The organism is Pseudomonas reinekei, assembly GCF_001945365.1.
GTDB classification, from domain to species: Bacteria; Pseudomonadota; Gammaproteobacteria; order Pseudomonadales; family Pseudomonadaceae; genus Aquipseudomonas; species Aquipseudomonas reinekei.
Window position 1 is genome coordinate 269,499 of the sequence record NZ_MSTQ01000005.1, and the last position, 23,045, is coordinate 292,543.

Sequence of the window (23,045 nt, forward strand, 5' to 3'; positions counted from 1 at the left end):
CTCAAGCTGAAGCGCGCGGCGATCCCGCAAAGTTATCGGCAACTTCCGGACACACGGCCATTTCTGAGTGTTCCAGACGTCACTAGAAGCTCACTTCCCTTTTGATACCTGATTAGCCGCCCGGAGTGCTTCATGCCTGATTACCGCTCGAAAACATCCACCCACGGCCGCAACATGGCCGGTGCCCGCGCACTGTGGCGCGCCACGGGGATGAAAGATGACGACTTCAAAAAGCCGATCATCGCCATTGCCAACTCCTTCACCCAGTTCGTACCGGGCCACGTCCACCTCAAGGACCTGGGCCAACTGGTCGCCCGCGAAATCGAACGCGCTGGCGGCGTGGCAAAAGAATTCAACACCATCGCTGTCGACGACGGCATCGCCATGGGCCACGATGGCATGCTGTATTCGCTGCCGAGCCGCGAGATCATTGCCGACTCCGTCGAGTACATGGTCAACGCCCACTGCGCCGACGCGATTGTCTGCATCTCCAACTGCGACAAGATCACCCCTGGCATGCTGATGGCCGCCCTGCGCCTGAACATCCCGGTGATCTTCGTTTCCGGCGGCCCGATGGAAGCCGGCAAGACCAAACTCGCCTCCCACGGCCTCGACCTGGTCGACGCCATGGTGATCGCCGCCGACTCCAGCGCTTCTGACGAGAAAGTCGCCGAGTACGAGCGCAGCGCCTGCCCGACGTGCGGTTCGTGCTCCGGCATGTTCACCGCCAACTCGATGAACTGCCTGGTCGAGGCCCTGGGCCTGGCATTGCCGGGCAACGGTTCGACCCTCGCCACCCACAGCGACCGCGAACAGCTGTTCCTGCAGGCCGGCCGCACCATCGTCGAGCTGTGCAAGCGTTACTACGGCGAGAACGATGAGTCGGTGTTGCCGCGCAACATCGCCAACTTCCAGGCCTTCGAAAACGCCATGACCCTGGACATCGCCATGGGCGGTTCCACCAACACCATCCTGCACCTGCTGGCCGCGGCCCAGGAAGCCGAGATCGATTTCGACCTGCGCGACATCGACCGTCTGTCCCGTCACGTACCGCAACTGTGCAAGGTTGCGCCGAACATCCAGAAGTACCACATGGAAGACGTGCACCGTGCCGGCGGGATCTTCAGCATCCTCGGTTCGCTGGCCCGTGGCGGCTTGCTGCACACCCAACTGCCGACCGTTCACAGCCGCAGCATGGAAGAAGCCATCGCCAAGTGGGACATCACCCAGACCAACGACGAAGCGGTGCATCGCTTCTTCAAAGCCGGTCCGGCGGGCATCCCGACGCAAACTGCGTTCAGCCAGTCGACCCGTTGGGACACCCTGGACGACGACCGTGAAAACGGCTGCATCCGCAGTGTCGAACACGCTTACTCGCAAGAAGGCGGCCTGGCTGTGCTGTACGGCAACATCGCGCTGGACGGTTGCGTGGTGAAAACGGCCGGTGTCGACGAGTCGATCCATGTGTTCGAAGGCAACGCGAAGATCTTCGAAAGCCAGGACAGCGCCGTGCGCGGCATCCTCGCCGATGAAGTGAAGGAAGGCGACATCGTCATCATTCGCTACGAGGGCCCGAAAGGTGGCCCGGGTATGCAGGAAATGCTGTATCCGACGTCGTACCTGAAATCCAAAGGCCTGGGCAAAGCCTGCGCCCTGCTCACCGACGGTCGTTTCTCCGGCGGTACTTCCGGTCTGTCCATCGGCCACGCTTCGCCTGAAGCGGCTGCCGGCGGCGCAATCGGTCTGGTGCAGGACGGCGACAAGGTCCTGATCGACATTCCGAACCGCTCGATCAACCTGTTGGTCAGCGACGAAGAACTGGCCGCGCGCCGGGTCGAGCAGGACAAGAAAGGCTGGAAACCGGTTGAAGTGCGTCCACGTAAAGTGACCACTGCCCTGAAAGCCTACGCACTGCTGGCGACCAGCGCCGACAAGGGTGCTGTGCGTAACAAGGCAATGCTCGACGGGCTGTAAGCGTCAATCGCAGAAACAAAAATGCCCCGCCAAAGTGCGGGGCATTTTTTTGCAGCCAACTCGGTCAACAGTGGGAGCGAGCCTGCTCGCGAAGGGGCCGTCACATCCAACAGTGATACCGACTGACCCGACGCTTTCGCGAGCGGGCTCGCTCCCACATGGGATGTGTGTCGATCACAATATTGTGACCTTACCCCAATCCTATGGGAGCGCCGCGGTCTTATTGAATCTCTTGCGGTGTAACGACCACCCAGTTCTTGTCCGCCGTCACCGGTAGCCCTTCCTTGGCCTGGGCCGCGGCGTGTTTGGCCATCATGCCCTGGATCTGAGTCATGTATTTATCCTTGCGGTTGATCCACAGGTGGATGCCGCCCTTGGCCACGTCGACATCGTGGAACAGCATGTAGCCGTCGCTGGTTGGCGTATCACCGCCCACCAGCACCGGTTTTTTCCACTCATCGATGTAGGTCAGGATCGCGGCGTGCTTGCCAGCCATCCAGGTTGCCGGGGTCCACAGGTACGGGGTCAGTTCGAGGCCGAGGTTTGCCTTTTCGTCATACTTGCCGGCGGTGATCTGCTTGCGTGCGGTGGTCAGCTCACCCGTCTTCGGGTCCTTGAGCAACAGCGACACGCCAATCACGTTCTGCGGTTTGACGTTGTAGCCGTACTTCGGATCGGCCGCGACCATGCGCACCAGTTCTTCGGAAGCGGCGGTCATCACGTAAACCTCGATGCCGTTCTCCATCAGCTTGTTGTACAGCTCTTGCTGGCCGGTGAAGATCTTCGGCGGGTTGACGTCGAGCTTCTTGACCACATCGCCTTCGTAATAAGTCGCCGGCACCGGTTTGCCGGACGCCATCAACTCGTCGACATAGCCCTTGAGTTCCTGCAGCGTGAAGCCGGAGAACACTTGGGCGACCCATGGGTAACACACCATGTCATCGACTTCGCACAGACGGTAGTAGTAACTGAACAGGCTTTCCTTGTGGTCGGCGGTGTCCTTGAACGGCATCAGTTTCAGGGAGGGGTCGAGTTTGTCGCGGGTGATCAGGCCCTTGTTCTCCATGAACGGCAGCAACGACTCTTCGAGGTCGTAGCGGTAACTGGTGTTGTCCATGTCGAACACCGCGTAGTTACCCTTGTTGGCATTGGCCGCGATCATCGCGTCCAGTGCCTTGGCCTGATCGGCCGGCCAGTGCTTCAGATCCGTGGCGAGTACCTGACCGGCGAGGCCCAGGCAAAGTGCTGCTACCAGAAATTTCGGTGCGAACTTCATCGACGCTGCTCCCTGATTCAAAGACATCGACGCTAACAAATACGTATGACAGTCCTCGTCTGTCAGCGACCGCTAACGAGCCTATCGCGCCAGATGCATCCCAGAGAACGACAGCGGCTTATTCCAAAAACGACAGTTACCAGACGTTTTTGATATTAATTCTTTAGATTTCAAGCTGTTAGGATTTCCGGTTCGCAGCTGCCCCGGAAGGTGGCTGGCACAAGTCACTTTCGGAGTCCTTATGAATCTGCCGCTGATTCTCAATCTGCTGGTGTTCCTCGCGTTACTTTTCGGTCTCGCGCAAACCCGCCACACCCACTGGAGCCTGGCGAAAAAAGTCCTGCTCGCGCTGGTGCTGGGCGTGGCGTTTGGTGTGTCGCTGCACACTGTGTATGGCGCCGGTAACCCGATCCTCAAAGCCTCGATCGGCTGGTTCGACCTGGTGGGTAACGGTTACGTGCAGTTGCTGCAAATGATCGTGATCCCGCTGGTGTTCGCCTCGATCCTCAGTGCCGTGGCCCGTCTGCACAATGCTTCGTCCCTGGGCAAGATCAGTTTCCTGACCATTGGCACGCTGTTGTTCACCACCGCCATCGCGGCGCTGATCGGCATCGGCCTGACCAACCTGTTCGGCCTGACTGCCGAAGGCCTGGTCGCCGGCACCCAGGAAATGGCCCGTCTGCAAACCATTCAGACCGACTACGCCGGTAAGGTCGCCGACCTGAATGTGCCGCAACTGCTGCTGTCGTTCATCCCGCAAAACCCGTTCGCCGATCTGGCGCGGGCCAAGCCGACTTCGATCATCAGCGTGGTGATTTTCGCCGCGTTCCTCGGTGTCGCGGCGCTGCAACTGCTCAAGGATGATGTCGAGAAGGGTCAGAAAGTGATCAACGCCATCGACACCCTGCAAGCCTGGGTGATGCGTCTGGTGCGCCTGGTGATGAAGCTGACCCCGTACGGCGTGCTGGCGCTGATGACCAAAGTGGTCGCCGGTTCCAACCTGCAAGACATCATCAAGCTCGGCAGTTTTGTCGTGGTGTCCTACATCGGCCTCGGTCTGATGTTTGTGGTTCACGGCGTACTGGTATCGGCCGCCGGGGTCAACCCGCTGCGCTTTTTCCGTAAAATCTGGCCGGTGCTGACGTTCGCTTTCACCAGCCGCTCGAGCGCGGCGACGATCCCGCTGAGCATCGAAGCGCAGACCAGCCGTCTGGGTATTCCACAATCCATCGCCAGTTTCGCCGCTTCGTTCGGCGCGACCATTGGCCAGAACGGCTGCGCCGGCCTGTACCCGGCAATGTTGGCGGTGATGGTGGCGCCCACCGTGGGCATCAACCCGCTCGACCCACTGTGGATCGCGACGCTGGTGGCGATTGTGACGCTGAGTTCGGCCGGTGTGGCCGGTGTTGGCGGTGGTGCGACGTTTGCTGCGCTGATCGTGTTGCCGGCGATGGGTTTGCCGGTTTCACTGGTGGCGTTGCTGATCTCGGTCGAGCCGCTGATTGATATGGGTCGTACGGCGTTGAACGTCAGTGGTTCGATCACGGCGGGTGCGATTACCAGCCAGGTGATGCAGCAGACGGATAAAGCGTTGCTGGATGCGGATGAGCATTCGGCGTTGGCGCAGGCTTAAGTCTTTCAACGACTGAGCGGGCCTATTCGCGAGCAGGCTCGCTCCCACAGGGTATAGCGGTGTCCACAGCATTTGTGATTCACCGCAAACCCATTGTGGGAGCGAGCCTGCTCGCGAAGCTTTTAAGCTTTTTCCCAGACTTCAAAGGTGTACGCCGGTTTGTCGCCTTCGGCCGGATTCGGCACTTTCGACACCAGTTTCCACTGGTTCACATCAAACGCCGGAAACCACGCATCCCCTTCCGGGCTCAACGCCACGCGGGTCAGGTACAAGCGATCGGCCTGGACCATCCCTTGCGCATACAACTGCGCGCCGCCAATCAGCATCAGCTCATCGACGCCTTGTTCCTTCGCCCATTCCTCGGCGCGAACCACCGCGGCTTCCAGCGACGAATAAACCTCAGCGCCTTCGAGCACCAGGTCCGCCTGACGGCTGACCACGATGTTCAAGCGCCCCGGCAACGGGCGACCGAGGGAGTCCCAGGTCTTGCGCCCCATGATGATCGGCTTGCCGAGCGTGGTGGCCTTGAAGTATTTGAAGTCCCCCGGCAAGTGCCAGGGCATGCTGTTGTCGACGCCGATCACGCGGTTTTCACCGAGGGCTGCGATCAGGCTGAGGGGGAGTGATTTAGTCATGTTGGCGAGGATACCAGAGCCTCGCTTTCGCCGATAAGCGCCACAACGGTTATGCTCACAGCTCATTTAAGCGACGGGATGCCGCGTGACTGAACTGAATAACCTCTGGCTGACAGAAACCATCCGCCTGCGCGAAGAACACGCAGGTCCCCTGGAAGATCTGCAAGCCAACCGACTGGCCCGCAGCGCAGGCGGCGATTTGCCGTCGCGCATTCAACGCCGAGCCCTGTGGCTGGCGGATCGCGATGGCTTGAGCGATGCGCTCAAACACTGGCTGCAAGGCGCAAGACTGGCGCTGATCGTCATGGTGGTGCTGGCCGTGGTCAGCGGCGCCGGTCTGGCTTTTGCCGCCATGGGCGACGGCCTGCACCCGGTCAATGTGTTCTGGGCGTTGGGCAGCTTGCTCGGGCTCAATCTGATGCTGTTGCTGAGCTGGGTCGTGGGCCTGGTGTTTGCCGGCGAACACGGCGCCAGCCTGGGGCGCGTGTGGCTGTGGCTCAGTGAAAAACTCGCCCGCGACGCCAAAGCCGCGCAATTGGCGCCGGCCCTGATGTTGTTGCTGCAACGCCAGAAACTCACGCGTTGGGCCGTCGGCGTACTGGTTAACGGCTTGTGGCTGCTGGCGATGCTCAGCGCGCTGGTGATCCTGCTGACGTTGATGGCGACCCGGCGTTACGGCTTCGTCTGGGAAACCACCCTCCTCAGCGCCGACACGTTTATTGCCGTGACCCAGGCCCTCGGCGCGCTGCCTGCCCTGCTGGGTTTCAACGTGCCCACCGAAGAAATGATCCGTGCCAGTGGCGACGCCGCACTCAACATCGAGAGCGCCCGCCAGGCCTGGGCCGCGTGGCTGGTGGGCGTGGTGCTGGTCTATGGCGTGATGCCGCGCTTGTTGCTGGCGCTGTTTTGCCAGTGGCGCTGGAAAACCGGCCGAGCGGCGTTGCGTCTGGATTTGAACCTGCCCGGCTACGCCCAGCTTCGCCAACGGTTGATGCCCACCAGTGAACGTCTGGGCATCAACGATGCGGCGCCTGAGCAACTGCACCGGGTCGAAAGTGGCGTCAGTGAACAGCAAAGCGACGGTGCGTTATTGGTTGCCATCGAACTGGACGACGACCGCCCGTGGCCGCCGAAATTGCCCAACAACATCAGCAACGCCGGCATTCTCGACAGCCGCGAATCGCGGACCAAACTCCTCGAACAACTGGGCCGCTTCCCCCCGGCGCGTCTGGCGATCGCCTGCGATCCACGGCGCTCGCCGGATCGCGGCAGCCTGGCGCTGATCGCCGAACTGGCTCGCAGCGCCAGCGCCACCCGCGTCTGGTTGCTACAAGCACCGCCCGGTGAAGCCCTGGATGCCGAACGCCTTGGTGACTGGCATGCGGCGTTGCAACAGCTGGAGCTGCCGTTTGCCGATTGCGCACCTTTGAGCTGGCTGGAGACCGGTCATGACTAAACCTCTCAAGCTCGCCGTGGTCGGCCACACCAACGTCGGAAAAACCTCGTTGTTGCGCACCCTCACCCGCGATGTCGACTTTGGCGAAGTCTCCCATCGCCCCAGCACCACGCGTCATGTGGAGGGTGCTCGCTTGTCGGTGGACGGCGAACCGCTGCTCGATCTCTACGACACACCAGGCCTGGAAGACGCCATCGCGCTGCTCGACTACCTCGAACGCCTGGAACGGCCCGGCGAAAGACTGGACGGCCCGGCGCGACTGGCCCGCTTCCTCGAGGGCAGCGAAGCCCGACAGCGTTTCGAACAGGAGGCCAAAGTCTTGCGCCAGCTATTGGCCTCGGACGCCGGTCTCTATGTGATCGATGCCCGGGAACCGGTGCTGGCCAAGTATCGTGATGAGCTGGAAGTACTCGCCAGTTGCGGCAAGCCTTTGCTGCCGGTGCTGAATTTCGTCAGCAGCGCCAACCATCGCGAACCGGCGTGGCGTGAAGCGCTGGCGCGACTGGGTTTGCATGCATTGGTGCGCTTCGACAGCGTCGCGCCGCCGGAAGACGGCGAACGCCGGCTCTATGAAAGCCTCGCCCTGCTGCTGGAAACCGCACGGCCGCAACTGGAACGCTTGATCGCCGATCAACAGGCCCAGCGTCTGGCCCGTGAGCAAAGTGCTGCGCGGCTGATTGCCGAATTACTGATCGATTGCGCAGCCTGCCGACGCAGCGTGGTCAGCGAAGCCGAGCAGGAACAGCAAGCCATCAGCGAACTGCGCAAAGCGGTGCGCCAACGGGAACAACGCTGCGTCGAGTCCCTGCTCAAGCTGTACGCCTTCCGCCCACAGGACGCCGCAGCCAGCGATTTACCACTGCTTGATGGCCGTTGGGGCGATGACCTGTTCAACCCCGAAACCCTCAAGCAGCTGGGCGTGCGTGTCGGTGGCGGGATCGCCGCAGGGGCCGCCGCCGGAGCGGGAGTCGATCTGCTGGTCGGCGGCATCACCCTCGGTGCCGCCGCGCTGGCCGGTGCCATCGCCGGCGGCGCCCTGCAAACCGCGCGCAGTTATGGCAGCCGCTTGCTCGGCAAGCTCAAGGGCCAGCGTGAACTGACGGTCGATGACAACGTGCTGCGACTGTTGGCCCTGCGCCAACGGCAACTGCTGCAAGCGCTCAATGCCCGCGGGCATGCGGCGATGGACAGCATCCAGGTGGCCACGCCTGAGGACAAGTCCTGGCGCGAGGGCAAGTTGCCCGAAGCCTTGAACAGGGCCCGGGCGCATCCGCAATGGTCGTCGCTCAATGCCCATGCGAAGCTGAATCAGGCGGAGCGGCAGGAGCAGGTTGAGGTTCTGGCAGCAAAATTGTAGCGTTCGATCCCGCCTCATCGCGGGCAAGCCCGCTCCCACAGGTTTTGTGGTTGCCACAAATCCAGGGCAACACAGGGACACTGTGGGAGCGGGCTTGCCAGCGATGGACGCACCTCGGTCTCACATTTCTATGCAGCCAACAGGCGCAACGCCTTTTCCTTCAAAAGTCCCAGGTCAATCAGCGGCACATGCCTCTCTTTCGCCATTTCATCCCACTGCCGCATGCGCAGACTGACCTCGCACAACGGGTCCTGCTCGAACGCGTCAGCTTCGGCTTCGCTCATTACGCCCCCCTGATACTCCAGCGTGCGACGGCTGGCTTCGCTCAGGCGCTCGTAGTAACCCGGCTCGCGCAGTGTCAGGTAGCGCTTGGCCTGGACGTGATACTCCACTAACCGCGCCATGCGTTCGCTGAAGCCGGCACTGCGCAGGTAGTCGGCGCCCAGGCGTTCATGGCTGACCACGCCTAAACCGCCCATGTTCTCGGCACCTTCTGCGCAGATGTGCCCGATGTCATGGAAAAATGCAGCGAGTACAACTTCGTCATCGAAACCTTCGGCCATCGCACATTGGGCGGCCTGGGACATGTGTTCGATCTGCGACACCGGCTCGCCGATGTAGTCGCTGTCGCCGAAGCGTTCGTACAGCCCGAACACCTCGGCGACCACTGGTTCGTTGCGGCCCATCGAATATTCCCCCAATCAGTGAAATGTGTGGTGAAGGGTAGACCGCCATCGCTGGCAAGCCAGCTCCCACAGGGTGCACGGGTGCTCACACATTTTGCGGTTCACCTCGTCCTTTGTGGGAGCTGGCTTGCCAGCGATGAGGCCCTGTCAGCCAACGAAGGGCTTACTTGGCCGCCACTTTCTCGGACTTGCCGTCATAGCGCTTGCGCCATTCGGTCAGGATTTCGTCGCGGTTCTTCGAGGCCCAGGCAAAGTCGTTCTTGATCAAACGCTGCTCGTAGTCGGCCGGCAGTTCGGTCTGCGGCTTGGCGATGCCAGGCTGGGCGAGCACGGCGAAGTTTTCTTTATAGAGTGCCATTGCCTCAGGGCTGGCCGAGAAGTCAGCCAGTTTCTTCGCGGCTTCTTCGTGTGGCGTGCCCTTGATCACGGCAGTCGCCTCGATTTCCCAGCCCAGGCCTTCCTTCGGCAGGATGATGTCCAGCGGCGCGCCCTGGCGTTTAAGCTGTACTGCCGGGTATTCGAAGGAAATACCAATCGGGAACTCACCTGCCGCCGCCAGTTTGCAAGGCTTGGAACCGGAATGAACGTACTGGCCGATGTTCTGGTGCAGGCCGTCCATGTACGCCCAGCCCTGCTTCTCGCCGAAGGTTTGCAGCCAGGCGCTGACGTCGAGGAAACCGGTGCCGGACGACGCCGGGTTCGGCATAACGATCTTGCCTTTGTACTCAGGCTTGGTCAGGTCCTGCCAGCTCACTGGCTTGGTCAGACCCTGCTTCTCGGCTTCGACGGTGTTGAAGCAAATGGTTGCGGCCCACACGTCCATGCCGACCCAGGCTGGAGGGTTGGCGGCGTCGCGGTAGTTAGCGCCAATCTTGCCCAGGTCCTTCGGTGCATAGCTTTGCAGCATGCCTTGCTGGTCGAGGATCGCCAGGCTCGAAGCGGCCAGGCCCCACACGGCGTCAGCCCGCGGGCGGGCTTTTTCGGCCAGCAGTTTGGCGGTAATGATGCCGGTGGAGTCACGCACCCACTTGATCTCGACGTCCGGGTTGGCCTTTTCGAAAGCCTCTTTGTAGGTCTTCAGTTGTTCGGCTTCGAGAGCGGTGTATACCGTCAACTCGGTTTTCGCCGCGAAGGCGTTCAGGCTGAAAGCGGTAAGGACAGCAGCGGCCAGGGCCATAGGCTTGAACATGATCTTTTCCTGTTTTGAGTTGAGTGGGTTGTGCAGAGATCAGTGACCGGGCGCGGTCTGCCGCCAGGCCTGTGAGCGGCGCAGCAAACCGCGCAAAGCCCAGGCCAGCAGCAGGGACACGCCCGCCGAAGTGAACAGAATCAGGGTCGACATCGCCGCCGCGCCGCCGACATTGCCGGCGTCGTCCATGTTCAGCACCGCCACCGCCGCGAGGATGGTGTCGGGGCTGTAGAGGAAGATCGCCGCCGAGACAGTGGTCATGGCCGAGACGAACAGGTAGCGCACGATGTCCAGCAGCGCCGGCAGGCAAATCGGCACGGTAACGCGCAGGTAGTGCCGATACAGCGGCGCCTTGAGCGACAGCGCGGCGGCTTCGAACTCGGCATCGAGTTGGCGCAGCGCGGTGGTGGCGGTCATTTGCGCAGTGGTCAAATAGTGCGCAATGGTGCAGACCACCAGCAGGGTCATGGTCCCGTAGAGCACGTGCAGCGGGTTGCCGGTGAGGTTGAAGAAGAAGACGTAACCCAGCCCCAACACCAGGCCTGGCACCGCCATCGGGACGAAACTGAGCATGCGCAGTGTCAGATTCAGGCCGCGCTGGCCACGGGTTTTTTCCATCAGATAGGCGCCCGTGAAGATCAGTACGCTGCCGATCAACGCGGTGCACAACGCCATCTTCACGCTGTTGCCATAGGCCAGCCAGCCACCACCGGCGGTGTCATTGAACTGGTAATGGTTGAGCGACAGCGACAGGTTGTAAGGCCAGAACTTCACCAGCGACGAAAACACCGCCATACCGAACACCAGCAACAACGTGGCGCAGATCAGCAGCACGATGGCTAGATAGCAGCTGTCGCGCAGCGTCGACGGCAACGGTTTGAACACTTGGGCGCGACCGCTCATTGAATCGCCATGACGACGACGCAGCCAGGCATCAACCCCGAAGCTGAACAACGCCGGCAGCAACAGCACCATGCCGATCAGCGCGCCGCGACCGAATTGCTGCTGGCCGACCACGGCTTTGTAGGCTTCCAGCGCCAACACCTGATAGTCACCGCCGACCACCACGGGCACACCGAAGTCGGTGATGGTCAAGGTGAACACCAGACAGAACGCAGCGAACACCGCCTGACGCGTTGCCGGCCAGGTGATGCTGCGGAACGCTTTGGCGGGACTGGCGCCCATGCTCGAAGCGGCATCGAACAGTCGCGCATCCGCCAGGGACAACGCCGACAGCAGAATCATCAAGGCGTGTGGAAAGGTGTAGATGACCTCGCCCAGCACAATGCCCCAGAAGCCATAGATGTTGTCCGAGAGCAGGCCGCGCAGCATGCCCTGGTTACCGAACAGGTAAACCAGTGCAATCCCCGGCAACATCGATGGCGCCATCAATGGCAGCAACGAGATACCACGCCAGATGCCTTTGCCGGGAATCAATGTACGTTGCAGGGCGTAGGCAAACAGGTAGGCCAGCGGTACGACGATGGCCGCGACGCTGAGGGAAACCTTCAGGCTGTTACCCAGCAACCAGTGGAAGTTCTCGCTGGTCACCAGATCTTTCGCAGCGAGCCAGCCACCGCCCTGCCCGGCCTCGGTGCTGAAACCGCGCCAGAAGATCGCCAGCAACGGCATCAACACGGCAACGCCGAGCAACACCAGCAGGAGGACTTTGCCGCCGACCACGAAGATCCGGTCGCCCAGCTCGGCTCGGGAAATCTGCCGGACCTGCTTTTGCGGCAGCGGCAGCGCGATGTTCGCGCTCATCAGGCAAACACCTGCAAGCTGCGTGGCGGCAAGGCGACCATGATCTGCTGTGCGCCAAGCCGCGGCATGGCTTCCGGTGCCAGTTCAGCCAGCAACGCATGGCCCGGCAGTTGATCGAGTTCGAAGCTCATGCGGCAGCGGTTGCCGAGGAAGGTGATTTCGCGAACCTTGGCCGGGAACAGGTTTTCCTCGTGCACCAGCGGGTTGACGTTGATCGCTTCCGGGCGGCAGAACAAACGGCCCGAGGCGGTTTTGGCGCTGCCATCGGCCAGGCGCATGTTCATCCCGCCGACCTGGGCGTGGCTGTCACTGCTGCGCTGGAACGGCAACCAGTTACCCTGGCCGACGAACTCCGCCACGAACGGCGTAGCCGGGCGGTTGTAGATTTCCTGTGGCGTGGCGTACTGCTCGACCTTGCCGTTGTTCATCACGGCGATGCGGTCGGCCATCAGCATGGCCTCGTCCTGATTGTGGGTGACCATCAGGGTGGTGATGCCGAGGCTGCGTTGCAGTTGGCGCAGTTCGGTGCACAGGTGCTCGCGGACCCGGGCGTCGAGGGCCGACATCGGTTCGTCGAGCAGCAACAGTGACGGTGCCGGGGCCAAGGCGCGGGCCAGGGCAACACGCTGCTGCTGGCCGCCGGACAACTGGCCCGGGTACTTTTTCTCGCTGCCGCTCAGGCCGACCAGTTCCAGCATCTGCCCGACGCGCTGACGCATCTGATCGCGACCACTGCCGGCCAGGCCGTAGGCAATGTTCGCTTCGACGGTGAGATTGGGGAACAACGCGTAGGACTGGAACAGAATGCCGTAGTCCCGCGCCTGCGGTGCCAGGTGGGAAACGTCGCGATCGCCCAGGTACAACTCGCCGCTGTCCTGTTTTTCCAGGCCGGCGATGCAACGCAACAAGGTGGTCTTGCCGCAGCCCGACGGGCCGAGCAGGCACACCAGCTCGCCCGCCGCTACGTCGAGGGACACGTTGTCCAGCGCGGTGAACGCACCAAAGCGTTTCTGTACGCCGCGCACCTTCATCGGTGCGCCGGGGTGGGTCAGGGCTGTTGCGATCGAATTGTTCATGGATGGGCCTCATCTGGCAGATGGGGCCATCCTAGGGTTGTAATACGTCCGTCATGTGGCAGTAAGGCAAAAACTGCCGATAGTGGTATTCAGGGATTTGGGTTGCACGGACTGGCTTCTTCGCGAGCGGGCTCGCTCCCGCAGTTGATCGCACTCCCCTGTGGGAGCGAGCCTGCTCGCGAAGAGGCCGGCAGAGACATCAGAGATTCAGGCTGGAGACATTTCCTGCGCCAGCCCCAGAAACGCCGCTGGCAGCCGCGCGTTCTTGCGCTCCTTGAGGCAATACAGGTATTCGGGAATCTGCGGCGCATTTTCGATGGTCAGCACCCGCAAATGCGGATCATGGGGCACTTCCTGGCGGGCAATGATGCTGATGCCGATGTTGCGCAGCACCGCCTCGCGAATCGACTCGCGACTGCCGATCTCCAGCAGCGGCCCGAAACACACGCCGGCGCTGGCCAGCAATGCTTCGGTCAGACGTCGGGTAGTCGAGCCTGATTCGCGCATCAGCAGGGTATGCCCGGCCAACGCGCTGAGCGGCACATGACCGTGAACCGCCAGCGGATGATTACGATGCACCGCCAACACCAGCGGATCGCTGCCGAGCACCCGCCGAATCAGCCGTGCATCGTTGAGCAACTGCGAGGATGCCGCGACGTCGACGCGGTACTCCTCCAAAGCTTCGAGCACTTGCTGGGAGTTGCCGATTTCCACCGACACTTCCACCTGCGGCAAGCGCTGGCGAAAGGTCTTCACCAGGTCGAGGATGTAATAAGGCGCCGTCGCGGCAATGCGCAGCGTGCCCTGCACCTGGCCGCAATTGCGCAGGAAGAATTCGATATCGGCTTCCTGCTGCATCAGCGCTTTGACCATCGGCAACAGCCGCGCGCCTTCATCGCTGACACTGAGGCGCCGGCCACCACGGTAGAACAACTCCACCGAATACTGGCTTTCGAGGTTGCGAATCTGCGTCGTCACCGTCGGCTGGCTCAGGCCGAGCTTTTTCGCCGCCTGGGTGATACTGCCCAAGCGGGCCACCATGTAAAACGCCTTCAGCTCGGCACTCAGCACAACCCATCCTCATCCTTTATTTGCGCAGCAGGCGCAAACCGTTGAACACCACCAGCAAGCTCACGCCCATGTCGGCGAAGACTGCCATCCACATAGTAGCGAGCCCGGCGAAGGTTACCCCAAGAAAGATCGCCTTGATGACCAACGCCAGGACAATGTTCTGTTTGAGGATGCTGGACGTCTGGCGCGACAAGCGGACGAAAGCCGGGATTTTGCGCAGATCATCGTCCATCAAGGCGACATCAGCGGTCTCGATGGCGGTATCCGTACCGGCGGCCGCCATGGCGAAACCGATCTCGGAACGCGCCAGCGCCGGCGCATCGTTGATGCCATCACCGACCATCCCGACGATATGCCCCTTGGCATACAGCGCTTCAATCGCCTGCAGTTTGTCGGTGGGCAACAGGTCGCCCCTGGCTTCGTCGATACCCACTTGCGCTGCAATCGCCTGGGCGGTGTGAGCATTATCGCCGGTGAGCATCAAGGTTTTGATGCCCAACTCATGCAACTGTTGGATCGCTTCGCGGCTGGATTCCTTCACCGTATCGGCTACGGCAAACAGCGCCAATGGGCCGGACGGGGCGAGCAGCAGTACCACCGACTTGCCCTGTTTCTCCAGAGCGAACAACTGCTCTTCCAGCGCCGGCGAGCACAGGCCCAGGTCTTCAACCAGACGGTGATTGCCCAAGTGGTAGAGCTGGCCGTTGATCTCGCCACGCACCCCGCGCCCACTCAGCGCCCCGAAGTTATCCACAACGAGTGGGGCGAAGTGTTTATCCACAGCCGCATCGGCGATGGCCCGCGATACCGGGTGATCGGATCGACCGGCCAGCGCAGCGGCAATCGCCGGAGCTGAAGTTTCGGCGGCAGGGTCAAGCGACAGGTAATCGGTCTGCACCGGTTTGCCGTGGGTGAGGGTGCCGGTCTTGTCCAAAGCAAGGTAGTCGAGCTTGTAACCGCCCTCCAGATAAACCCCGCCTTTGACCAGAATGCCTTTGCGCGCGGCAGCAGCCAGGCCGCTGACAATGGTCACGGGTGTGGAGATCACCAACGCACAAGGGCACGCGACCACCAACAATACCAACGCCCGGTAGATCCAGTCGAACCACAGCGCATTCATGAACAATGGCGGGATGACCGCGACAGCCAGCGCCAGGATAAACACCGCCGGCGTGTAGATTTTCGAGAAACGGTCGACGAAGCGCTGGGTCGGCGCCCGCGCGCCCTGGGCCTGCTCGACAGCATGGATGATCCGCGCCAGGGTCGAGTTGTTTGCTGCCGCCGTCACGGCGTACTCCAGGGAGCCTGCCTGATTGATGGTGCCGGCAAATACCTTGTCGCCGACGGTTTTTTCCACTGGCAGGCTTTCGCCGGTGATCGGTGCCTGATCGATGGTCGAGTGACCCGCGAGCACCTCGCCATCCAGCGCAATGCGCTCGCCGGGACGCACCCGTACCCGCGCGCCCAGCTCGATGGCCTTCACCTCCCGTGTGACCCAACTGCCGTCAGTCTGCAAGACTGTCGCCTGTTCCGGCGTCATCTGCATCAGGCCGCTGATGGCGTTGCGCGCACGGTCCAGGGATTTGGCTTCGATCAGCTCGGCCACGGTGAACAGGAACATCACCATTGCCGCTTCCGGCCATTGCCCGATCAGGATCGCGCCGGTCACTGCGATGCTCATCAGCGCATTGATGTTCAGGTTGAGGTTCTTCAGGGCAATCCAGCCCTTTTTATAGGTGGTGAGGCCACCACTGAGAATCGAGATCAGTGCAATAAGCGCGACCACCCAATTCGGCGCAGCGGCAGTGAAGTGGATCACTTCGGCCAGCAATGCACCGACGCCGGACACTGCCAGCGGCCACCAGGACTTTTTCTCGGGCGCCGGCGCCGGTGCTTCGACGCCCTGCTCCAGGGGTTCGGCGTGCATGCCGAGGGATTTGATGGCGTCGATGATCGGTGTGGTGCTTGGCAGATTGTGGGTGACGCCCAGCACCCGGTTGATCAAATTGAACTCCAGTTGCTGCACACCGGTCAGTTTTCCTAGCTTGTTTTGAATCAGCGTCTGCTCGGTCGGGCAATCCATGGCTTCGATTCGGAAGTTGCTCAGCCGCGCATCGGCGCTTGGTGCTTCGCTCAACTGGACCAGCACCGGCGCCGAGACTTTCGACGAGCAGCAGGAATCACCATGGCCGCCATGTGCATGTTTGGGCACGGGCTTCAGCTTGCTGGCGCAGCAGGCGTCTTCGGGTTTGTGGCTGTGCAGGGAATCGCTCATTGGTCGCGTCCATAAGAGTACCTGTTGCCAAGTAAAGACCCTGTAGCCACTATAGGGTCAAGCACCCTTTTTGGAGATCCTCGTCATGAAGATCGGAGAGCTGGCGAAACTCACGGATTGCGCAGTTGAAACGATCCGCTATTACGAGCGCGAAAACCTCCTGCCGGAGCCGGCCCGCAGCGACGGCAACTACCGCGTCTACACCCAGGCCCACGCTGAACGCCTGACCTTCATCCGCAATTGCCGCACCCTCGACATGACCCTCGAAGAGATCCGCAGCCTGCTGGCCTTGCGTGACAGTCCGCAGGATCAGTGCGAAAGCGTCAATGCGTTGATCGACGAGCATATCCACCATGTGAAAGCACGGATCGATGGTTTGCTGGCGCTGCAAGCGCAACTGCTCGACCTGCGCCAACGCTGTGGCGAAGGGCCGGATGTCGATCAATGCGGGATTTTGCAGCGGCTGGAAGTGAGTGGCGGGGTTGTGGCGACGGAGGTGGAGCATTCCCATGTGGGCCGTAGTCACGGCCACTGACCCCACCGCAGAAACCAATGTGGGAGCCAGCCTGCTGGCGATAGCGGTTTTTCAGTCACATCATTGTTGGATGTGCCGTCGCTATCGCTAGCAGGCTAGCTCCCACAGGGTATTGCGTGCAGATTGTCACACCGCCATCGGCGCGGTCATGGGTGCGTGGTGCTCGTAGCCTTCCAGCGAGAAGTCGCCCGGCTCTACCAACTCCAGCCACTCCGGCTGATACACACCGGTCTTGGCAAACTCAGGCACACGATCACTGATCACCAGTTTCGGCATCGGGAACGGCTCGCGCTTGAGCTGTTCGTTGAGCATGTCCAGGTGGTTCTCGTAGACGTGGGCATCACCGATGAAATAGGTGAACCAGCGCGGCGTGTAGCCGGTCAGGCGACCGATCAGGCTCAGCAGCGCGGCGCCCTCGGTGAGGTTGAACGGCGTGCCCAGGCCCAGGTCGTTGGAGCGGATGTAGAGCGTCAGGGAAATCTCCCTGGTCTCGACATTCGGGTGGAACTGGTACAGCAAGTGGCACGGCGGCAGGGCCATTTCATCAAGCTGGGCAACGTTCCAGCCGTGGAACAGAATGCGGCGACTGCCCGGGTCCTTGATGATGGTGTCGATGCATTGGCGAACCTGGTCGATGGCTTTGTACAGCACCACATAGGCCTGGCCGTCTTCTTCACCTTCAGCGATCTGGCGGTAACCCTGGCTCAGGGTCTGCTCGATGGCGGCCGGATTGCTCAGCGGGATCTGCTTGTACGCTGGCCATTTGCGCCATTGCACGCCGTAGATCTCGCCGAGGTCGTCTTCACCCTGGCGGAACGGGTTGGCCAGCCACTGGGCGTTTTCGTTGGCGTTCTGGTCCCAGACTTTGCAGCCCAATGCGCGGAATTCAGCGGCGTTGTTCACGCCACGCAGGAATCCGCACATCTCGCCGATGGCCGATTTGAACGCCATTTTGCGGGTGGTGATCGCCGGAAAACCTTCCTGCAAGTCGTAACGCAGCATCGCGCCGGGGAAACTGATGGTGTTCACGCCAGTGCGGTTGGCCTGCTTGGTGCCGTTCTTGATGACGTGGGCGACCAGTTCGAGATATTGCTTCATGAATTACCTGTGTCCTTGAACCCGCAGCCGTCGCTGCGGGGTTCGAATTTTATACCGCTGCCGCTGGAGTCGCCGGGGCGCGGTGATATGCCAGCCAGATCAGGAACAGCCCGCCAAGAATCATCGGCACGCACAGCACCTGACCCATGGTCAGCCAGTTCCAGGCCAGGTAGCCCAGTTGGGCGTCCGGCACGCGGACGAACTCGACGATGAAACGGAAGATGCCGTAGAACAGCGCGAACATCCCCGATACCGCCATGGTGGGCCGCGGCTTGCGCGAGAACAGCCAGAGGATCAGGAACAGCGCCACGCCTTCGAGGGCGAACTGATACAGCTGCGACGGATGACGCGCCAGTTGCGCCGGGTCGGTCGGGAAGACCATCGCCCACGGCACGTCGGTGGCCTTGCCCCACAATTCGGCGTTGATGAAGTTGCCGATGCGCCCCGCACCCAGGCCGATCGGCACCATCGGTGCAACAAAGTCCATCAGCTGGAAGAACGACTTGTTGTTCTTCTTTCCGAACCACAAGGCTGCCAGCATCACGCCGATGAAACCACCGTGGAACGACATGCCACCCTTCCACACCTCAAAGATCAACAGCGGGTTGGCGATATAGGCACTCAGATCGTAAAACAACACGTAGCCCAGGCGACCACCGACAATCACCCCCATCGACATCCAGAACACCATGTCGGAGAGCTTCTCCTTGGTCCAGGTCGGATCGAAGCGGTTCATCCGGCGGGAGGCCAGCAGCCAGGCGCCGCCGATGCCGATCAGGTACATCAGACCGTACCAGTGGATTTTCAGCGGACCGATGGCCAGGGCCACCGGGTCGATCTGCGGGTAAGGCAGCATTGCGACTCCTCATGAGTTCAAATCAATTCCCGGGCGACGCTGCCACCTCAGGATTAAGCCAGGATTGTGCCGTGCGTCAGAGCAGGAAACTCAGGCCAACGCAGAACAGCAAAGCGGCAAACAGTCTTTTCAGCAACTTCGGCGACAACCGATGGGCCAGCTTCGCGCCGAGACGGGCAAAAACCATGCTGGTCAGGGCAATGCCCAGCAGCGCCGGTAAATAAATAAAACCGAGACTATGGGCCGGTAACAGCGGATCGTGCCAGCCCAGAATCATGAAACTTAATGCACTTGCCAAAGCGATCGGCAGGCCGCAGGCCGAAGACGTGGCGACGGCTTGCTGCATTGGCACGCTGCGCCAGGTCAAAAACGGCACGGTCAACGAACCGCCGCCAATCCCGAAAATCGCCGAAGCCCAGCCGATCACACTGCCAGCCACGGTCAGACCGAATTTACCCGGCACCGTTCGGCTGGCCTTGGGTTTGACGTCCAGCGCCAGTTGCACGGCGATCACCAGAGCAAACACACCGATGATTTTTTGCAGGTTCGGCCCGGAGATCGCTTCGGCGGTCAGTGCGCCGAAACCGGCGCCGATCAGGATACCGACGGTCATCCAGACGAAGATCGGCCAGCGCACAGCGCCGCGACGGTGATGTTCACGCACCGCATTGACCGAGGTGAAAATGATCGTCGCCAGCGATGTACCCACCGCGAGGTGGGTGAGGATCGACGCATCGAAACCCTGCAAGGTAAAGCTGAACACCAGCACCGGCACAATGATGATGCCGCCGCCGACGCCGAACAGCCCGGCCAGCACCCCGGCACAAGCGCCGAGCGCCAGATAGAGCAGAAATTCCATGACGCTTCCCCACCCAACCCCAAAACCGGAGCGGCATGGTAACGGATGCATGGCATCGGGCTCCACTGGATGGCGATGGATACCCGCACCTCGACTGCGTAGAGTGGGCAAAAAAACACACAAGGATCACCTTATGTGCCTGATTGTTTTTGCCTGGCAGCCGGACCATGCCCAGCCGCTGATCGTGGCGGCCAACCGCGACGAATTCTACGCCCGCCCCAGCCTGCCGCTGGCGCAATGGCCTGAAGCCCCCCACGTCTACGCCGGTCGCGATCTGGAGGCTGGCGGCACGTGGCTCGGTGTTGGCGTCAACGGCCGCTTTGCTGCGCTGACCAATATTCGGGATCCGCATCAGCCGCCGGGGCGCAAGTCCCGGGGCGAGTTGGTGGCGCGCTTTCTCACCGGCGATTTGTCGATTGACGACTATTTAACCGACGTTGTCGCCCGTTCGCCGGAATATGGCGGGTTTAATCTGCTGGTCGGCAACAAAAATGAGCTGTGGCATTTCAATGCCCGGGAAACGGAAGCGGTGATGCTGCCACCTGGGTTGTATGGGCTGTCCAACGCCGGGCTGGATACGCCGTGGCCGAAATTGCTCCGGGCCAAGGCAGCGTTGAGCGAGGTGCTGGGCGATCCACAGCCTCAGGCACTGCTGGCCTTATTGAGTGACGCGCAGACCGCGCCGTTTGCCGAATTGCCGGATACCGGGGTCGGGTTGGCCACCGAGGCGTTGTTGTCGAGTGTGTTTATTGCCAGCCAGAGTTACGGGACGCGGGCGAGTACGGCGTTGATTGTTCAGGCGGACGGGGCGCGGCACTTGGTCGAAAGAAGTTTCGGGCCGTACGGCGGGCATCTTGGGGAAGTGGAGATCAGGATTTGATTTTTTTGCTGACCGCACTGGCCTCATTGCTGGCAGGCCTGCTCCCACAAGATAGGAGTCGATCACAAACCAGTGAGCCGACCCAAACCCTGTGGGAGCGGGCTTGCCAGCGATGAGCCCGTCAGCCTTTCAGACGGCTTTGACTGCCGCCGGATTGATCATCCGCGCCAGCCCGAGGTTCTTCAGCGTCAATTGCAGCGAGCTGTGGATAACTTGCGGATTGTCGATGGTCATCAGTTCGGCGAGCAATTCCTTGGCCTTGCTCAGGTTGATCTGACGCAGCATCCACTTCACCTTCGGCAGGTTGGTGGCGTTCATCGACAGGCTGTCGAAACCCATCGCCATCAACAGCACCGCAGCCGCCGGATCACCGGCCATCTCGCCACAGATACTCACTGGCTTGCCTTCGGCATGGGCGTCGCGCACCACATTCTGCAAGGCTTGCAGCACCGCAGGATGCAAGTAGTCGTAGAGATCGGCGACCCGCGGGTTGTTGCGGTCCACGGCCAGCAGATACTGAGTCAGGTCGTTGGAGCCGACCGACAGGAAGTCCACCTGCCGCGCCAGTTCCTTCGTCTGGTACACCGCCGCCGGAATCTCGATCATCACGCCAATCGGCGGCATCGGCACATCGGTGCCTTCGTCGCGCACTTCACCCCAGGCACGGTGAATCAGGTGCAGGGCTTCTTCGAGTTCGTGCGTGCCGGAGATCATCGGCAGCAGAATCCGCAGGTTGTTCAAGCCTTCACTGGCCTTGAGCATGGCGCGGGTCTGCACCAGGAAGATTTCCGGGTGGTCGAGGGTGACGCGAATCCCGCGCCAGCCGAGGAACGGGTTGTCTTCCTTGATCGGGAAGTACGACAGCGCCTTGTCGCCGCCAATGTCCAGGCTGCGCATGGTCACCGGCTGCGGATGGAACGCGGCCAGCTGCTCGCGGTAGATCGCCAGTTGTTCTTTTTCGCTCGGGAATCGCTGGTTGATCATGAACGGCACTTCGGTGCGGTACAGACCAACGCCTTCGGCGCCGCGCTTCTGTGCGCGAGCCACGTCCGCCAGCAGGCCGGTGTTGACCCACAACGGCATGCGGTGACCATCGACCGTGATACACGGCAGATCACGCAGCGCATCGAGGCCCAAGGCCAGTTGTTTCTCTTCTTCCACCACGTCCGCGAACTGCTTGCGCAGCACGTCGCTGGGGTTGGTGTAGACCTCGCCGCGGTGACCGTCGACGATCATGCCGATGCCGTCGACCTTGGAATACGGCAGATCGACCAGGCCCATCACCGTCGGAATGCCCATGGCCCGGGCCAGAATGGCGACGTGAGAGTTACCCGAACCCAGTACCGACACCAGCCCCACCAACTTGTCTTCCGGCACCTCGCCGAGCATGGCCGGCGTCAGTTCCTCGCTGACCAGAATGGTGTTGTCGGGGTAGACCAGGGTTTGCTGGCGCTCTTCCTGCAAGTAGGCGAGCAATCGGCGACCAAGGTCTTTGACGTCCGACGCGCGCTCACGCAGGTAGGCATCGTCCATCAGTTCGAAACGGTTGACGTGATCGGTGACCACCTGACGCAATGCGCCCTGCGCCCACTGGCCGGTCTTGATCACGGTGGTGACTTCGTTACCCAGCGCGGCATCGTCGAGCATCATCAGGTAGACGTCGAACAACGCCCGCTCTTCCGGGCGCAACTGGGTGGCGAGCTTGGCCGACAATGCGCGCATGTCGGCGCGCACGCCTTCGATGGCGGTTTTGAAGAGCCCGAGTTCAGCGTCGATATCGGTGATGGTCTTGTCGGGTACCACGTCCAGATCGGCCGGTGGCAACATGACCACCGCCGTACCGACCGCCGCCCCCGGTGAACCCGGGACCCCGACGAACTTGGCTTCCTGGATGCCCTTGCCCTGGCGGCCCAGGCCACGGATCGAACCGGTCGCCTCGGCATGGGCGATAACGCCGGCGAGCTGCGCGCTCATGGTCACGAGGAAGGCTTCTTCACCTTCGTCGAACTGGCGACGTTCTTTTTGCTGGATGACCAACACGCCGACGACGCGGCGGTGGTGAATGATCGGCGCCCCGAGGAACGAGGCGTAACGCTCTTCACCGGTCTCGGCGAAGTAACGGTAGCGCGGGTGATCCGCGGCGTTTTCGAGGTTCAGGGGTTCTTCACGCGTGCCGACCAGGCCGACCAGACCTTCATTGGGCGCCATGCTGACCTTGCCGATCGAGCGCTTGTTCAAGCCCTCGGTGGCCATCAGCACGAAACGGTTGGTCTCCGGATCAAGCAGGTAGACCGAGCAGACCTGGCTGCCCATGGCCTCTTTGACGCGCAACACAATAATCCCCAACGCCGCCTTGAGATCCTTGGCGGAGTTAACTTCCTGGACGATCTTGCGCAGCGTATTGAGCATGGCTCGGGGTCGAACT

Annotated in this window: 18 protein-coding genes; 6 read left to right on the top strand and 12 right to left on the bottom strand. The window is 61.5% G+C overall.

Features of this window, described 5'->3' with window-relative positions:
* Positions 1 to 132: 132 nt before the first annotated feature.
* Positions 133 to 1,974, top strand: coding sequence for a dihydroxy-acid dehydratase (gene ilvD / locus BVK86_RS10330; RefSeq protein ID WP_075946341.1), 1,842 nt, complete (start codon positions 133 to 135; stop codon positions 1,972 to 1,974).
* A 220-nt stretch (positions 1,975 to 2,194) separates the two neighbouring features.
* Here the strand turns inward: ilvD and BVK86_RS10335 are convergent, their stop codons facing one another.
* Positions 2,195 to 3,250 (bottom strand): HAD family hydrolase, encoded by a 1,056-nt coding sequence (locus BVK86_RS10335; protein ID WP_075946342.1) that lies wholly within the window; start codon positions 3,248 to 3,250, stop codon positions 2,195 to 2,197.
* Positions 3,251 to 3,491: 241 nt separating this feature from the next.
* On the opposite strand from BVK86_RS10335, the gene BVK86_RS10340 reads away from it, so the two are divergent.
* Positions 3,492 to 4,883, top strand: a complete 1,392-nt coding sequence (locus BVK86_RS10340; RefSeq protein ID WP_075946343.1) for an L-cystine transporter — start codon at positions 3,492 to 3,494, stop codon at positions 4,881 to 4,883.
* A gap of 122 nt (positions 4,884 to 5,005) precedes the next feature.
* Here the strand turns inward: BVK86_RS10340 and BVK86_RS10345 are convergent, their stop codons facing one another.
* Positions 5,006 to 5,518 carry a dihydrofolate reductase gene (locus BVK86_RS10345; RefSeq protein ID WP_075946344.1) on the bottom strand — a complete coding sequence of 171 codons (513 nt, stop codon included), beginning with the start codon at positions 5,516 to 5,518 and terminating at the stop codon, positions 5,006 to 5,008.
* 85 nt (positions 5,519 to 5,603) lie between these two features.
* On the opposite strand from BVK86_RS10345, the gene BVK86_RS10350 reads away from it, so the two are divergent.
* Entirely contained in the window at positions 5,604 to 6,974 is a 1,371-nt protein-coding gene (locus tag BVK86_RS10350; protein WP_075946345.1) for a DUF2868 domain-containing protein, read from the top strand.
* Positions 6,967 to 8,331 carry a GTPase/DUF3482 domain-containing protein gene (locus BVK86_RS10355; protein ID WP_075946346.1) on the top strand — a complete coding sequence of 455 codons (1,365 nt, stop codon included), beginning with the start codon at positions 6,967 to 6,969 and terminating at the stop codon, positions 8,329 to 8,331. The genes BVK86_RS10350 and BVK86_RS10355 overlap by 8 nt, the downstream gene beginning before the upstream one ends.
* Positions 8,332 to 8,459: 128 nt before the next feature.
* Here BVK86_RS10355 and BVK86_RS10360 read toward each other — a convergent pair whose 3' ends face one another.
* The 6 genes from BVK86_RS10360 to BVK86_RS10385 all read right to left on the bottom strand — a co-directional run bounded on the left by BVK86_RS10360 (position 8,460) and on the right by BVK86_RS10385 (position 16,392).
* On the bottom strand, positions 8,460 to 9,017 hold the full coding sequence (locus tag BVK86_RS10360) for a phosphonate degradation HD-domain oxygenase (RefSeq protein ID WP_075946347.1): 558 nt from the start codon (positions 9,015 to 9,017) through the stop codon (positions 8,460 to 8,462).
* 163 nt (positions 9,018 to 9,180) lie between these two features.
* On the bottom strand, positions 9,181 to 10,206 hold the full coding sequence (locus BVK86_RS10365) for a putative 2-aminoethylphosphonate ABC transporter substrate-binding protein (RefSeq protein WP_075946348.1): 1,026 nt from the start codon (positions 10,204 to 10,206) through the stop codon (positions 9,181 to 9,183).
* Positions 10,207 to 10,245: 39 nt separating this feature from the next.
* On the bottom strand, positions 10,246 to 11,970 hold the full coding sequence (locus BVK86_RS10370; RefSeq protein WP_075946349.1) for a putative 2-aminoethylphosphonate ABC transporter permease subunit: 1,725 nt from the start codon (positions 11,968 to 11,970) through the stop codon (positions 10,246 to 10,248).
* Positions 11,970 to 13,046, bottom strand: a complete 1,077-nt coding sequence (locus BVK86_RS10375) for a putative 2-aminoethylphosphonate ABC transporter ATP-binding protein (RefSeq protein WP_075946350.1) — start codon at positions 13,044 to 13,046, stop codon at positions 11,970 to 11,972. The genes BVK86_RS10370 and BVK86_RS10375 overlap by 1 nt, the downstream gene beginning before the upstream one ends.
* A gap of 207 nt (positions 13,047 to 13,253) precedes the next feature.
* Positions 13,254 to 14,117, bottom strand: a complete 864-nt coding sequence (locus tag BVK86_RS10380) for a LysR family transcriptional regulator (protein WP_075946351.1) — start codon at positions 14,115 to 14,117, stop codon at positions 13,254 to 13,256.
* Between the two features lie 16 nt (positions 14,118 to 14,133).
* A complete protein-coding gene (locus BVK86_RS10385; RefSeq protein WP_075946352.1) occupies positions 14,134 to 16,392 on the bottom strand; it encodes a heavy metal translocating P-type ATPase in 2,259 nt (752 codons plus the stop codon).
* 85 nt (positions 16,393 to 16,477) lie between these two features.
* On the opposite strand from BVK86_RS10385, the gene cadR reads away from it, so the two are divergent.
* A complete protein-coding gene (gene cadR / locus BVK86_RS10390; RefSeq protein ID WP_075946353.1) occupies positions 16,478 to 16,927 on the top strand; it encodes a Cd(II)/Pb(II)-responsive transcriptional regulator in 450 nt (149 codons plus the stop codon).
* A 126-nt stretch (positions 16,928 to 17,053) separates the two neighbouring features.
* On the opposite strand, the gene BVK86_RS10395 is transcribed toward cadR, so the two are convergent.
* From BVK86_RS10395 to BVK86_RS10405, 3 genes are all read right to left on the bottom strand, one after another.
* A complete protein-coding gene (locus BVK86_RS10395; RefSeq protein ID WP_075946354.1) occupies positions 17,054 to 18,025 on the bottom strand; it encodes a thymidylate synthase in 972 nt (323 codons plus the stop codon).
* Positions 18,026 to 18,074: 49 nt separating this feature from the next.
* Positions 18,075 to 18,881, bottom strand: a complete 807-nt coding sequence (lgt, locus tag BVK86_RS10400; protein WP_075946355.1) for a prolipoprotein diacylglyceryl transferase — start codon at positions 18,879 to 18,881, stop codon at positions 18,075 to 18,077.
* 76 nt (positions 18,882 to 18,957) lie between these two features.
* A complete protein-coding gene (locus BVK86_RS10405) occupies positions 18,958 to 19,740 on the bottom strand; it encodes a sulfite exporter TauE/SafE family protein (RefSeq protein WP_075946356.1) in 783 nt (260 codons plus the stop codon).
* A 133-nt stretch (positions 19,741 to 19,873) separates the two neighbouring features.
* Between BVK86_RS10405 and BVK86_RS10410 the strand changes: the two genes are divergently transcribed.
* Positions 19,874 to 20,620, top strand: coding sequence for an NRDE family protein (locus tag BVK86_RS10410; protein ID WP_075946357.1), 747 nt, complete (start codon positions 19,874 to 19,876; stop codon positions 20,618 to 20,620).
* Between the two features lie 129 nt (positions 20,621 to 20,749).
* On the opposite strand, the gene ptsP is transcribed toward BVK86_RS10410, so the two are convergent.
* Positions 20,750 to 23,029: a phosphoenolpyruvate--protein phosphotransferase gene (ptsP, locus tag BVK86_RS10415; RefSeq protein WP_075946358.1), complete on the bottom strand. Its 2,280-nt coding sequence runs from the start codon at positions 23,027 to 23,029 to the stop codon at positions 20,750 to 20,752.
* Between the last annotated feature and the right edge of the window lie 16 nt (positions 23,030 to 23,045).